The sequence below is a fragment of the Acidimangrovimonas sediminis genome (assembly GCF_002871005.1).
Lineage (GTDB): Bacteria > Pseudomonadota > Alphaproteobacteria > Rhodobacterales > Rhodobacteraceae > Acidimangrovimonas > Acidimangrovimonas sediminis.
On the sequence record NZ_PHSN01000006.1, the window covers coordinates 48,551 to 63,180 of the forward strand.

Consider the following 14,630-nt stretch of genomic DNA (forward strand, 5'->3'; position numbering starts at 1 on the left):
CTCAGCGAACCTTGACCCGCGTCAGTTCCTCGCCGTCGGCCGACATCACGTGTGTCGAGCAGGCAAGGCAGGGGTCGAAGCTGTGCAACGTCCGCAGGATCTCGACCGGCTCTTCGGGGCGTTCCATCTTGGTGTTCATCAGCGAGGCCTCGAAGGCGCCGATATTGCCCTGCGTGTCGCGGGGCGAGCCGTTCCAGGTGGTCGGCACGACGCATTGGTAGTTCTCGATCCGGCCGTCCTTGATCTTGATCCAGTGACCCAGCGCACCGCGCGGCGCCTCGGAATGGCCGACGCCCCTGGCCTCCTTCGGCCAGGTTGACGGATCCCATTTCGCGACATTCGCGGTGGAAAGGTCGCCGTTCTTGATGTTGGCGATCAGCTTGTCGAAGAAGTGCCGCTGCAGGCGCGAACAATACTCCGCCTCGAGGGCCCGGGCCGCAGTGCGCCCCAGCGTCGAGAAGATCGCGTCGAACGGCAGGTTCATCGTGCCCAGAAGGCCATCGACCTGGGACTTGATATCCTCGTGCCCGCCAGCATATCCCACGATGTAGCGGGCCAGCGGGCCCACCTCCATCGCGTGGCCCTTCCAGCGCGGGGCCTTGATCCAGGAATATTTGGCGCTCTCGTCCAGCTCGACGATATTGGTGCGGGTGCCCTTGGCGTTGGGACCCAGTTCGTACTTGGCCTCGGTCACCCCGTCCCATGGGTGCAGGCCCTTGCCGGGCTGGCCGTAGGTGTACCAAGAATGGTCGACGAATTCCTGCACCTCCTCGGGATCGCGCAGGTTGACCGGGTGCACCTCGTTGAGGTTGCCGTTGATGATCGCGCCCTGCGGCAGATGCAGGTTGGCCGGCGTCCAGTCGTTGGCGCGCTCGGGGATGCAGCCGTAGGCCAGCACCGCCTGGCTCGACAATCCGCCGCCATAGAGCCAGTTCTTGTAGATCCCGCCGATGGCGATCACGTCCGGCACATAGACGTTCTTCACGAACTCATGGGTCTGTTCGATGATGCGGCTGACGTAGTTCAGACGCTCCATGTTGATCGCGCCGACCGCGCCCACGCCGTCGATGTTGATCGCGCAGGGCACCCCGCCGACAAGCCAGTTGGGATGCGGGTTCTTGCCGCCAAAGATCGTGTGGATCTTCACGATCTCCTTCTGCAGGTCCAGCGCCTCGAGGTAATGCGTTGTGGCCATCAGGTCGGCCTCGGGCGGCAGCAGGTACGCCGGGTTGTCCCAGTAGCCGTTCTTGAACAGGCCCAGCTGCCCCGAGTCGACGAACTTCTTCAGCCGGTTCTGCACGTCGCGGAAATATCCGGGGCTGGACATCGGGTGGCTGGGGCTGACTTTCTGCTGCAGCTCGCTGGTGGCCTTGGGATCGGCCTTGAGCGCGTTGATCGGGTTGACCCAATCCAGCGCGTGCAGGTGGTAGAAATGCACCACATGGTCGTGGATCTGCAACGCCAACTGCATCATGTTGCGGATCGAGTTGGCGTTGTCGGGGATCTCGATCCCCAGCGCATCCTCGACCGCGCGGCACGAGGTCAGCGCATGGGTGCCGGTGCAGACGCCGCAGATCCGCTCGGTAAAGGCCCAGGCGTCGCGCGGGTCGCGGCCCTTCAGGATCACCTCGAGGCCCCGCCACATCGTGCCGGTCGAGACCGCGTTGCGGATGATGCCCTGGTCGTCGACGTTGACCTCGCAGCGCATGTGGCCCTCGATCCGTGTCACCGGATCGACGACGATGCGCTTGCCCGAGGTGTCTAGGGTAAAGCCGTTCGGGGTTTGCTGGGTCATGGATCAGGCGTCCTCGTTCTTGTCGACCGAAGACCGGGTCTTGGAAGACTGGGTCTTGGCCGCGGCCTTGCGGGCGTCGTTCTTCTGTTGGGCGCGTTTCAGGGCAGAGACCGCGGCATGCGCCGCCACCGCGCCGCCGACGGCCAGAGCCGCCGTGCCGCCGATAACGTCGGCATTCGCCTCGATCCCGAATTGCTTGATGTTGGTGAGCCGGTCGTAAAACGAGCCTTGATCCCAGAACCCGTCCTCGGAACAGCCGATGCAGCCATGGCCCGACTGGATTGGAAAGCTCACGCCGTCGTTCCATCGGATGGTCGAACAGGCGTTGTAGGTGGTCGGCCCCTTGCAGCCCATCTTGTAGAGGCAATAGCCCTTGCGCGCGTTCTCGTCGTCCCAATGCTCGACGAACTGGCCGGCGTCGAAATGCGGTCGGCGGTAGCATTTGTCGTGGATGCGCTGGGAATAGAACATCTCGGGCCGGCCCTGACGGTCAAGCGTCGGCAGACGGTCGAAGGTGAGCATGTAGGTGATGACGCCGGTCATGACCTCGGCGATCGGCGGGCAGCCGGGCACCTTGATGATCGGCTTGTCGGTGATGACCTTGTGCACCGGCGTGGCCCGCGTCGGGTTCGGCGCCGCCGCCTGCACGCAGCCGTAAGAGGCACAGGCGCCCCAACTGATGATCGCCTTGGCATGTTCGGCCGCGTGTTTCAGCTGGTCGACAAAGGGCTTGCCGCCGACGATGCAGAACATCCCGTCCTCATTCAGCGGCGGGTTGCCCTCGACCGCGAGGATGTAGTTGCCCTTGTACTTGTCGATCGTGTCCTGAAGGGCGGCCTCGGCCTGTGTTCCCGCCGCCGCCATCAGCGTGTCGTCGTAATCGAGCGAGATCATCGACAGCACGACGTCCTTGGCCAGCGGGTGGGCCGAGCGGATAAAGCTTTCGGAACAGCAGGTGCATTCGAGGCCGTGGACCCAGATCACCGGGGTGCGCGGCTTGGTTTCCATCGCATGGGCGATCTTCGGCACGAAGGCGGGCCCGAGACCCAGCGCCGAGGCGGTGAGCGAGCAGTACTTCATGAAGCTGCGGCGGGTGATCCCCTGCCGGCGCATCACGTCGTAGAAGGTTTCGATCTGTGACAAAGGTCCCTCCCCTCAAGTCCCGGCGCCTGCGCGATGCAGCCACCCTCGGCGCGGTGGTGACCAGATGTCGCAGGGGCGTGAGGCGAAATCGAAGGAAAAGCACGGTCGGGGGACAGCGCCGTAATCTCTTGCTTAAATCATTTTTTTACAATGCCTTAACCAGGAAGCGCAATCGCCTGTCGCGCCCCGGCGGTGGTAAGCGGCTGTCCTTCCCCGGCAAGCTTCCGGTCAGTCGCTTTCCCGCTGCGCCGCGGCGATAACGGCCTGCCCGAGGGCGAGGCCGCCGTCGTTCGCGGGCACCGCGCGATGCGTCAGAACCGGGATCCCGTCCAGCGCGGCGACGGTCATCCGGTGCAGCAGCGCGTTCTGGAAACACCCGCCCGAAAGCGCCACAGCCCCTGCCGCCCCGTCCGCCACCAGGGCCCGTGCCGGCGCGGCGAAGGCCTGCGCCAGCCCGGCATGGAAACGCCGCGCCATCACCTCGCGGGGCGTGCCCCGCCCCCGATCCTCGGCCCAGGCACGCCACATCGGCGCGGGGTCGAGGCCCTCTTTCGTCTTCGCAAAAGGATAGGCTGGCGCCTCCCCCGCGCGACCGGCGAGCGACTCAAGCCACATCCCCGCCTCGCCCTCGTAGCTTTGCGCGCCATCGAACCCCAGCGCCGCCGCGAAGGCATCGAACAGCCGCCCGGCCGAGGAGGACAGCGGCGCATTCACCCCCGCCGCGATCGCCCGCCGCAGGACAGCGCGCGGCTTGTCCGCCATGATTAGATCGGCCAGATCACTCAGCCCCGCCACATCCAGTTGCGCCAGCAGATTGCGCCAGGGCTCGCGCGACGCCCGGTCGCCTCCGGGCAGCGGTACGGGGCGCAGATGCGTCACTCTTTCAGCTGAAACGTAGCCTCCCAGCAGAAGCTCACCGCCCCAGACCGTGCCATCCGGCCCAAGGCCGGTCCCATCCAGAACGATCCCCGCCACCTTGCCACCCGCCCGGGGCCAGCCATTCTCGGCCAGGCAGGCCGCCAGATGCGCATGATGGTGGAACACCTCGACCACCGGCCCCCCCATCGCCTGCCCCGCCTGCGTCGCGCGGTACCCCGGATGCGCATCCACGGCGATCCGCTCCGCACGGTGATCGAACAACGCCCGGTAGTCGGCAACCGCCTTATGGAACTCCTCGAGGCAAAGCAGATCGTCCAGATCGCCAAGATGGTGCGACAGCAGCGCCTGCCCGTTCTTCACAAGGCAGATCGCGCCCTTCATCTGGCCGCCCAGCGCCAGAACCTGCGGCGCGCGTTCGAACCCGTCGGGCAGGGCCAGCGTGCCCGGCACCCGGCCGCGCGCATGCCGCAACACCATCGGCGGATCGGCCCGCATCACGCTGTCGTCCAACCGCCGGGCGATCTCCCGGTCATGCATGAGGAACCCGTCGGCAAAAGCGAAAAGCTTGACGCGCGCCTCTTCGTTGCCGATCACCTGCGGCTCCCCCGACAGATTGCCCGAGGTCATCACCAGCGGCCCCCCGGCCCAGTCGATCAGCAGATGGTGCAACGGCGTGTAGGGCAGCATCCAGCCCAGCATCTCCTGCCCCGGCGCCACACCCTCCGGCAGTGCCCGACCCGCCCGCGGTAGCAGAACGATGGGTGCGGAAGGGTCCCGCAAGAGTGCCTCTTCCGCCGGAGTCGCGCTGGAATAGAGCATGATCCGCTCAAGATCGGCCATGAGAGCGAAAGGTTTCGTCGGCCGCCGCTTTCTTGCGCGCAGCCGCGCCACCGCCCCCGCGTCGGTCGCATCGCAGGCAAGGTGAAACCCGCCCAGCCCCTTCACCGCGACGATCCCGCCCGCGCGCAGGATCTCCCCCGCATCCTCGGGCGACCGCTCCTCCCCGCCGACCTCCAGCCAGAGGCGCGGCCCGCAATCGGGGCAGGCGATCGGCTGGGCATGGAACCGGCGATCCGCCGGATTGTCGTATTCCGCGCGGCAGGCGGGACACATGTCGAACGGCGCCATCGTGGTCTGCGCCCGGTCGTAAGGCAGCCCGCGCAGGATGCTGAACCGCGGTCCGCAATGCGTGCAATTGGTGAAGGCATAGCCCCGCCGCCGCCCCTGCCCCCGGATCTCGGCCAGGCAGTCCGGGCAGGTCGCCGCGTCCGGCGTCACCCGTGTCTCGGCGCCATGGCCCCGCGACGCCACGATGGTGAATTCCTCGGGCACGACGTCGAACACCCAGCGCGAAACCTCCACCGCGTCGACCCGCGCCAACGGCGGCGCCTCGGCGCGCAGGGCGTCGGCAAGGTCCCCGATAGCACCGCAAAGCCGGATCAGAACACCTTCCGGGTCGTTCAGCACCTCGCCCCGCAAGCCCCGCGCCTGCGCCAGACGCCAGACGAAGGGGCGGAACCCCACGCCCTGCACCTGCCCGCGCACCCTGATCTGAACACCGTCCTGCTTCATCTTGGCGAAAATACTCCGGGGGTCCGGGGGGCTGACCCCCGGCTCTTCCTCAATGCACCGTGCAGACCATGCAGGGATCGAAGGACCGCACGATATGCTGTACCGCGACCGGGCTGGCCTCGCCCTCGCCAACCGGCGCGCCGACCAGCGCGGCCTCCAGCGGGCCGGGAATACCCGCCGCGTCGCGCGGGGAAAAGTTCCAGGTGGTCGGCGCGATGATCTGATATCCCGCGATCCGCCCCTTCTCGACGCGCAGCCAATGACCAAGCGCCCCGCGCGCGGCCTCGACCAGGCCTGCGCCATGGCCGTTTTCGATCCGTCCGACGGGGCCGGACATGAACCGCGCATTCGTCTCTATTGCGGCGCAAAGATGCTCCATCAACACCTGCGTCCGTGCCAGTTCCAGAAGCCGCCCCGCCACCCGGGCAAGAACTCCGCCACCGGCGAGCGCCTGGGCAAGCGGGTGGCCATCGACCACCTGCCGCGCCAGCGCGCCCACCTCGACCGGCCGCCCAGCAAGCCGTGGCGCCTTGCACCAGGAATAGGCCTCGGACCGCATCGCCGCGTCCGGGCGGGTCTCTCCCGTCGAGGGGTGGGCGGCGGGGCCCAGCATCCAGGCATGGCTCAGATCCTCGACGATCGCCGACGGATCGAACGGCACCGGGCCGCCTTCCCACAGCCCCGGGGCAAAGCCATGCCCTTCGGCCAACGGATACGCCCCGAAGCTGAGGTAGCGACCGGACCCGCGGCCAAGCCGATCCAGATCCAGCGCCTGCGCGATCTCGATGAACAGGCCCGCATCGCCGCGGTCCCAGCGCATGAGCGACGAAACCGTCTCGATCCCGGCAAAATCCTCAAGCTTTCCGCCGAAGACGGTTGTCTCGAGATAGCGGCGGAAGGCGCGAAGGGTGATCTCGATCCGCACCTTCTCGCGCGGGCCGGGGGCAAGGGTCACCCCGCCCGGCTGGATCGCCAACGTATGGGGCCACTTTCCAGCCATCAGCCCGAGGATGTGCATCAGCTGTGCCCGCGCCTCGACCGCGGCCCGCACGGCGCCGCCCTGACCGGCAGTGAAGCGGTCGACCACCCGCCTGTGCCAGGGCTGGCCGGCATAGGCGGGGCGGGTGAAATCGGGCATGAAGAACAGGTTGAAGTGGATCAGGTGGTCCGACGCGTTCTCCACCGCGTGGATCAAGGCGGCCATGGCGGCGCCCTGCGGGGTGGGCTCCATTCCCGCCGCCGCACCCAGAGCGCGGGCCGCGGCCGCCGACTGGCTGATCGAGCAGATCCCGCAGATCCGCGGCGTCACCGTCAGGGCGTCGCGCGGGTCCTTGCCTTCAAGCATCTGTTCGAACCCGCGAAACAGCGGGGCGGTGACGCGGGCGCTGGCAACCTGCCCCTCGGTCACGTCGAGATGCACCTCCAGATCGCCCTCGACCCGGTTGAACGGACCGACCACCAGCCGCGCTTCGCTCATGTCCGGCCTTTCGGCTTGCGCAGGGTCGGTGTCACCTCGACCCGGTCGGCGATCGCGTTTGTCGCGATCCGTTTCGGCGTCGCGGCCTTTGAGAGGGAGGCGAGCGCCATGAACCATGCCTTTGGCATGTCCGACGGCAGCCCCACCGGGATGCCCGCGATCTTGGGCGTTTCGGTGAAGGGATGGCGCGGTTCCTCGAACTCGGGCGCGGTACAGGCGATGCAGGGATAGCCGCCCGAGGTACAGGACCCGGTGCCGTTCCACGGCCGGATGTTGCAATCGCCCACCGCTTGGGTGCCGACGCAGCCGAGGTGTTCCATCATGCAGCCCATCTCTGACAGCATCTCGGCCGAGGCCTTGTATTCGTAGAACTCGTTCTTCGGACAGCCATGGTGGACGAGGTGCTGCGCGTAGAAGAGCGGCCGGCCCAGCTCGTCGAGGTCGGCGGGGCCAAGCGCGCCGGATTTCAGCAACAACAGGGTCTCGGTCACCCAGTCGGGGTGGGTCGGGCAGCCCGCGACGTTGATCACCGGCAGGCCATCGCCCGCGCGAAAGCTGGCGAGTAGCGCGCCGCCGCCGAGGGCCCCCTCGTACTGCACGCCGACCGCATCCGAGGGGTTCCCCCCGGCGGTGGTGATGCCGCCATAGGTGGCGCAGGTACCAACCGCCATGACATGCCGCGCGCGTGGCGCCAAAGCACGCAACCAGTCGAGCATCGACCGACCGGTGCCCGAGAGCATCTGGTAACGCCCCGTGCCATGCGGTCCGCGGGCAATCGCCCCCTCGACCGCGAGGATATCGAGCGGGATCTCTCCCGCCTCGACTGCCGAGAGCAGACAAGACACTTCCACGCCGGTTTCGAGACTGATCGCGGGATGCCAGAGCACATTGACCCCGGCCCCGTCGAGCAGGTCGAAGACGTTCGGATTCTCGGCGCAGAGGAGCGACATGGTGCAGCCGCCACAACCGGCGGCCTGAAGCCAGAGCAGGTTCATTGCGCCTCCGCCAGCGGCAGGTCGAAGCGAAAGCAGGCGCCACCATCGCCGCCGCCTTCGCCATCTGTGCAAAGCCGCAGGCGTCCGCCGTGTTCCTCGACGATCTTGTGCGAGATCGACAGGCCGAGGCCAGTACCGCGCCCGACCGGCTTGGTAGTGAAGAACGGGTCGAATATGGCTGCGGCGTCCTCATCCGACACGCCCGGGCCGTTGTCGCGAACGGACAGCTGGCCGCGGCCGCCAGCGATCGCGGCGGCAATGACGATGCGCCCGCCGGGACGGTTCTCCAGCGCGTCGACGGCATTCTGCACAAGGTTCATCACCACCTGCTGCACATGGCCCGGCCGGCCGATGACGCGCAGCCCGGGCAGGCCCTCGAAGACCAGGGCGACCTCGGCCTTGGAGCCGCGGCGTACCCAGCTTGCGGCGACCGAGGCAGTATCGACCAAGTCGAACGCCACCATCTCGCCGGTGCCCTCGGCGCTCAGCCGTCGCAGATCTTCCACGATATCGCGAACCCGCTCGGCCCCTTCGCGGGCGCCCTGCACGGCCTCGCGCAGGTTGCGCACTTCGCGGTCCAGCTTCAGCTCCTCGCGCAGGCGCATCAGCTTGGCACGCTCGGCGCCTTGCTGGACGGCTTCGAAATATGTCTCGAACTTGCCTGCGTAACGTTCCAGCGCGTGGGCATTGGCGTAGACGAAGCTGATCGGGTTGTTGAGCTCATGCGCGACGCCGGCAAGCAGGCGGCCCAGCGAAGCCAGCTTTTCGTTGCGCACCAGCTGGGCCTGCGCGGATTTCAGCGCCTCGTGGCTTTCGGCAAGCTCGGAATAGGCCTGGCGCAGCTCTCCCAGCGGGCGGCCAGTCAGCGCGTAGCCCGCGATGCGGCCCCGGTCGTCCATCCGCGGGCTGACCGAAAGCTCCACCGGGGCGGGGCCGTCGTGGCCACGCAGCGCCGCCTCGATCGTGACGGGGGCGCGCCGGTTCGCCGCCTCGGCCAGTGCGGCATCAAGCGCCGGCGCGGCGTCGGGCACGAACATCGCCGCCAGGGCACCGCCGTGCCACGCGGCGCCGGGCCTGCCGGTCAGCCCCTCGACCGAGGCCGAGGTTTCCAGAACCGTGCCCGACCGGGTGACGACGATCAGCGCATCCGAGACCGACGACAGGATCGACCCGAGGAACGAACGCAGATCCTCCATCTCGCGGTTCTGACGCTCCAGCCGTTCCTGATAATCGACGAGGTCGGCATAGGTGCGGTCGACCGCCGAGAGGACGTCGATCCAGACGTCATCGCCCCCCGCGCCCTCGGGCAACAGGGCGCTGAGGCCGGTGTCGGCCTGGTGCGGCTGTCGGTCGTGCGATGGGGAACGGGTCATCGGATCTCCTCGGGCGAAAGCATATCGGGTGGCCGCAACGACGCAAGGGCGGCAGCGACCCCAGCCCGGCGAGCCCGCACCGCCCATTCCCCGAGGGGCATATTCTCAAGGTGCGGCGCCCCTGCAAACGAAAACGGCCGGCCCCGTTGGGCCGGCCGTCGCGTCGTGCGCGCATCCCCGGGCAATCCCGGGATCGCTGTCGGTGGTTCAGGCCGAGGTGGCGAACTGGGTGTGCCGCTGCACCGCCCAGAGGTCCGCGTCGGCCTTTTGCGCGGTGGTCTTGCGATCTTCGCGACGCTGTTCTTCGGTCGGCTCGATCCGGGTCTTCACCTGATCCGCGTTGGTGTCCTTACGCATGATGTCACTCCTTCTCTGGTCTTGCCGGAGGGCACCGCAAGCAGCGCCGTCCCGGAATATGTGTTGATCGCCGAAGCACCCCGCACGCTGCGGGAAAAGTTGGCAGACCCGCCGCACAACCCGTAATGGCTGGCGATTGGCCTTGGCTCCGGCGTTCCTGGGTACGGTCCCGAAGATGGCTTAATTGCCGTCTCCAAAGGTGGGCGCTGCGCAGGGCGGAACGTCCAATGGGACCGGTTACGATTTCTGTATGGCGCTCATATATGTTTTTTTGCGCACTTAAGCAAGGAAAAAGTGCCTTCGGGGTTTGTATGGGCACCAAGAATGGGAAAATTTCACTGAAACGTTATGCTTGGGGCCGCGCTGAAAACGCGGCCCCCGAGGCTTGTGCGTCAGCCCTGCTGCGCGCCGAAACTGACGTTGCGCTTCTCGTAGCCGAAGCCCGCCAGCAGCGCGACGAGGATCGCCACCACGATCATTTCCCAGAACATCGCCGAGGCATAATCGTTGCCCCAGGCGGCGGCGAGGCTGGTCAGCAGCGTCGCGTTGCCCGCGGCGATCAGGTTGCCCATCTGGTAGGCGAACCCCGGGAAGGTGGAGCGGACCTCGTCAGGCGACAGCTCGTTCAGATGGACCGGGATGACACCCCAGGCGCCCTGCACGAAGAACTGCATCAGGAAGGCGCCGATCGCCAAGAGCACAGCGCCGGGCGCAAAGGCCCAGAGCCAGGCCGTGGGCACGGCCAGCACGGCGGCGATGACGATGGCGCGCTTGCGGCCGATCAACTGCGAGAACTGGCCGAAGACGATGCCGCCCAGGATGGCCCCGATGTTGTAGAAGATCGCGATCGCACCGACCACGTGGGTCGAATAGTTCCGCTGCGTCTCCATGAAGGTCGGGTAGACGTCCTGCGAGCCGTGCGAGAACAGGTTGAACGCGGTCATCATGATCACCGCCCAGATGAACAGCTTGGCGTTCTGCCGCAGCACCTTGAGGAATGGCTCGGACTTGGTCTTGTCGCGGGCTTCGTAAACCGGGGATTCGCTCACGTTCCGCCGGATGTAGAAGACCAGAAGCGCGGGAATCGCGCCAACCATGAACATGCCGCGCCAGCCGATCACCGGGAACAGCAGGAAGAACACCAGCGACGCCAGCAGGTAGCCGAAGGGATAACCCGCCTGCAGGATGCCCGAGATGACGCCGCGCGCCTCCTTCGGGATCGACTCCATGGTCAGCGAGGCGCCCACGCCCCATTCACCGCCCATCGCGATGCCGTAGATGATGCGCAGGACGATCAGCACACCGAGGCTGGGCGCGAAACCCGAGGCGAATTCGAAGACCGAATACATCAGCACGTCGATCATCAGCGTGGTGCGGCGGCCGAACTTCTCGGCGATGATTCCGAAGATCAGGGCCCCCACGGGCCGCATCACCAGGGTCAGGAAGATCGCCAGGGACACTTCGGGGATCGAGGCGTTGAACTCCTGCGCGATGTATTTCACCACGAAGACGAGAATGAAGAAGTCGAACGCGTCCAGCGTCCAGCCCAGGAAGCTGGCGATGACGGTGCGGCGCTGGTTCGCGTCGAGCGCCTTCAGGTGGTCGAGTGCCTTTAACATGAATCCTCCGTTCCTGCCGCGGGGCACACCTCCGCACAGGCCCGGGGCGGACCAAGGCCGGCTTTGACCCAGGATCGTGTCGGGAGGGGCGGAAACAGGAGGCCGCGCTTGTTCGCATGTTCAGCTATCGCCAAACGCACGGCTTTCCAGCGATGGCACCTGCCGCACATCAAAGTGATGGCGGCGTGATCACGCTGGATGCGCGTCGAACGCGGGAAAACGTCTCTGTTTCAGCGCACGGCTGCGTTTCGGCGCGGATGCCTTGCCGCGGTGCCTTCGCGTGCCGGGCCGGGCGTTGCTACTCGGCCGCGGCCCGGTCCGGTACCCCGCCAAGCGCGCCGGATCTGCGCAGCCGGTCGACCTCATCCGCGGAATATCCCAGCAGCTGGCTGAGCACCTCTTCCGTGTGCTGGCCCAGCAACGGAGCGGGCCGCACGTCGACCGCGCTGTCCGAAAGCTTGATCGGGCAGCCGACCGTCAGGTGCCTGCCGCGGACGGGGTGGTCGACCTCCACCACGGTGCCCGAGGCGCGCAGCCCCTCGTCCTCGGCGATCTCCTTCATGCTGAGGATGGGCCCCACCGGAATGCCGAGGGGGTTGCAGATCTCCATCACGGTGAATTTGTCGATCGTCTCGGTCCAGCTTTCGATCGTGGCGAAGACCTCGTTCAGGCGCGGCAGCCGTGCCTCGGGCGTGGCATAGCGCGGGTCGCTCTGCCAGTCCGGGCGACCGATCAGGGCGCAGATCTTCGACCATGCCGCGCCCTGGGTGATGAAGTAGACATAGGCGTTCGGGTCGTCCTCCCACCCCTTGCAGCGCAGGATGCGGCCGGGCTGGCCACCGCCACTGTCGTTGCCCGCGCGCGGCGTCGCATCGGCAAATGGCACACCCTCGCCGAACTGGGAATATTCGCGAAGCGGGCCCTTCTGAAGCCTCTGCTGATCGCGCAGCTTGACCCGGCAGAGATTCAGCACCCCGTCCTGCATCGCGGCCGACACGCGCTGTCCACGACCGGTCTGTTCGCGCTGGTAAAGCGCGGTGACGATGCCCAGCGCAAGGTGAAGCCCGGTGCCGGAATCGCCGATCTGGGCGCCGGTGACCACCGGGATGCCGTCGCGGAACCCGGTGGTCGAGGCCGCACCACCCACACATTGCGCGACGTTCTCGTACACCTTGCAGGCCTCATAGCGCCCCGGCCCGAACCCCTTGATCGACGCCAGGATGATACGCGGGTTGATGGTCTGCACCACCTCCCACGGGAACCCCATCCGCTCAAGCGCGCCGGGCGCGAAGTTCTCGACCATCACGTCGCAACTCTCGATCAGGCGGGTGAGAACCTCCTTGCCCTCGGGGGTCTTCGCGTCCAGCTCGATCGACCGCTTGTTGTGGTTGAGCATGGTGAAATAGAGACTGTCCGCGCCCGGAATGTCGACCAACTGCGCCCGGGTCGCGTCGCCGCTTCCGGGGCGTTCCACCTTGATCACGTCCGCCCCGAACCAGGCCAGCAACTGGGTGCATGTCGGCCCGGACTGGACATGGGTGAAGTCGAGTATCCTGACACCTTCAAGCGCCGTCATCGCGTCCTCCTCCGATCGCCATGCTGCGGTTCGCCTGGCCGGTCTGGGCCCGGCGAGGCCTTCGCGTCAGGCCTTCTTGCCGATCGTGCTTTGCGGGTTGAGGTTGCCGATCCGGCCGCTTTCGGTTCCCGCCTGTTCGTCGATCACCGCGTTGATCAGGGTGGGCTTGCCCGAATCCATCGCCGCGTTCACGGCACGGGTAAGCTCATCCGGCGTGGTCGCGTTGACGCCGACACCGTCGAAGGCCTCCATCATCTTGTCGTAGCGTGCGCCCTTGACGAAGACGGTCGTGCCCGGGTCACGGCCGGTCGGGTCGGTGTCGGTACCGCGGTAGATGCCGTTGTTGTTGAAGATGACGATGCAGACCGGCAGCTGGTAGCGGCAGATCGTCTCTACCTCCATCCCCGAGAAACCGAAGGCGCTGTCGCCCTCGACCGCCAGCACCGGCTTGCCGGTTTCGACCGCCGCGGCAATGGCCGCCCCCATGCCGATGCCCATCACGCCCCAGGTGCCGACGTCCAGGCGCTTGCGCGGGCGATACATGTCGATGATCGACCGCGCAAAGTCGAGGGTGTTGGCGCCCTCATTCACCAGCATCGCCTCGGGGCGTTCCTTGATGATCTGCTTCAGCGCGCCCAGCGCGGTGTGAAAGTTCATCGGCGCTGTGTTGCCCACCAGTTTCGGCGCCATCTTGGCGATGTTCGTCTCGACCTTCTCGCGGATCGCGCCGGTCCAGGTGGCGGGCGGCGGGGTCCAGTCCGGGCCCACGCCCTTCAGCATTTCGGCAACGACAGAGCCGATATCGCCCACCACGGGGGCCGCGATCTCGATGTTGCTGTCCATCTCGCGGGGCTCGATATCGACCTGGATGAACTTCTTCGAACCGGGCGCGCCCCATTGCTTGCCCTTGCCGTGCGACAGCAGCCAGTTCAGCCGGGCACCCAGCAGCAGCACGACATCGGCCTCTTTCAGCACCAGCGACCGGGCGGCGCCGGCGGATTGCGGGTGGTCGTCGGGAAGAAGGCCCTTGGCCATGCTCATCGGCAGGTAGGGGATCCCGGTCTTCTCGATCAGGGCGCGGATGTCATCGTCGGCCTGCGCGTAGGCCGCACCCTTGCCAAGGATGATCAGGGGCTTCTCGGCGCCCTTCAGCAGGTCGAGCGCACGGGTGATGGCATCAGGCGCGGGCAGTTGTTTTGGCGCCGGGTCGATCACCTTGACCAGCGAAGCCTGGCCCTCCGCCGCGTCGATCACCTGGCTGAAAAGCTTCGCCGGCAGGTCAAGATAGACACCGCCGGGACGGCCCGAGACGGCGGCGCGGATGGCGCGCGCCACGGCAATGCCGATATCTTCGGCGTGAAGCACCCGGTAGGCGGCCTTGCAAAGCGGCTTGGCAATCGCCAGCTGGTCCATCTCCTCATAGTCGCCCTGCTGAAGATCGACGATCTCACGCTCGGACGAGCCGGAGATCAGGATCATGGGAAAGCAGTTCGTGGTAGCGTTGGCCAACGCGGTGAGGCCGTTCAGAAAGCCGGGGGCAGACACCGTCAGGCAGACGCCCGGTTTCTGCGTCAGGTAACCGGCCAGTGCGGCGGCGTTGCCGGCGTTCTGTTCGTGGCGGAACGAAATGACGCGCATCCCCTCGGCCTGCGCGAGGCGGCCAAGATCGGTGATCGGGATTCCGGGGACACCGTAGATCGTGGTGATGTCGTTCAGCTTCAGCGCGTCGATCACGAGGTGGAAGCCGTCGGTCAGCTCCTGCTGGGCGTCCGCCTCTGCCTTGTTCCCTTCGAGAACCGAGCCCGTCACATTCATCTCTCTCTCCCTTGGCCTTGCTGAAGTTT

The 14,630-nt window shown here is 66.7% G+C and carries 10 protein-coding genes; all 10 read right to left on the reverse strand.

Annotated elements, in window-relative coordinates:
• Position 1: 1 nt before the first annotated feature.
• The 10 genes from CVV76_RS06660 to oxc all read right to left on the reverse strand — a co-directional run bounded on the left by CVV76_RS06660 (position 2) and on the right by oxc (position 14,601).
• Positions 2–1,795, reverse strand: a complete 1,794-nt coding sequence (locus CVV76_RS06660) for a nickel-dependent hydrogenase large subunit (RefSeq protein ID WP_102223859.1) — start codon at positions 1,793–1,795, stop codon at positions 2–4.
• A 3-nt stretch (positions 1,796–1,798) separates the two neighbouring features.
• A complete protein-coding gene (locus CVV76_RS06665; RefSeq protein WP_233192752.1) occupies positions 1,799–2,938 on the reverse strand; it encodes a hydrogenase small subunit in 1,140 nt (379 codons plus the stop codon).
• A 228-nt stretch (positions 2,939–3,166) separates the two neighbouring features.
• Positions 3,167–5,389, reverse strand: a complete 2,223-nt coding sequence (gene hypF / locus CVV76_RS06670) for a carbamoyltransferase HypF (protein WP_102223860.1) — start codon at positions 5,387–5,389, stop codon at positions 3,167–3,169.
• 49 nt (positions 5,390–5,438) lie between these two features.
• Positions 5,439–6,866 (reverse strand): nickel-dependent hydrogenase large subunit, encoded by a 1,428-nt coding sequence (locus CVV76_RS06675; RefSeq protein ID WP_102223861.1) that lies wholly within the window; start codon positions 6,864–6,866, stop codon positions 5,439–5,441.
• Entirely contained in the window at positions 6,863–7,861 is a 999-nt protein-coding gene (locus tag CVV76_RS06680) for an NADH-quinone oxidoreductase subunit B family protein (protein WP_102223862.1), read from the reverse strand. The genes CVV76_RS06675 and CVV76_RS06680 overlap by 4 nt, the downstream gene beginning before the upstream one ends.
• Positions 7,858–9,234 (reverse strand): sensor histidine kinase, encoded by a 1,377-nt coding sequence (locus CVV76_RS06685; protein ID WP_102223863.1) that lies wholly within the window; start codon positions 9,232–9,234, stop codon positions 7,858–7,860. The genes CVV76_RS06680 and CVV76_RS06685 overlap by 4 nt, the downstream gene beginning before the upstream one ends.
• A gap of 207 nt (positions 9,235–9,441) precedes the next feature.
• Positions 9,442–9,591, reverse strand: coding sequence for a hypothetical protein (locus CVV76_RS24930; RefSeq protein ID WP_158243110.1), 150 nt, complete (start codon positions 9,589–9,591; stop codon positions 9,442–9,444).
• A gap of 392 nt (positions 9,592–9,983) precedes the next feature.
• Positions 9,984–11,210, reverse strand: a complete 1,227-nt coding sequence (locus CVV76_RS06690) for an MFS transporter (protein WP_102223864.1) — start codon at positions 11,208–11,210, stop codon at positions 9,984–9,986.
• Between the two features lie 298 nt (positions 11,211–11,508).
• Positions 11,509–12,786: a formyl-CoA transferase gene (gene frc / locus CVV76_RS06695; protein WP_102223865.1), complete on the reverse strand. Its 1,278-nt coding sequence runs from the start codon at positions 12,784–12,786 to the stop codon at positions 11,509–11,511.
• Positions 12,787–12,852: 66 nt separating this feature from the next.
• Complete coding sequence (gene oxc, locus CVV76_RS06700; RefSeq protein ID WP_102223866.1) at positions 12,853–14,601, reverse strand: oxalyl-CoA decarboxylase; 1,749 nt, start codon at positions 14,599–14,601, stop codon at positions 12,853–12,855.
• Between the last annotated feature and the right edge of the window lie 29 nt (positions 14,602–14,630).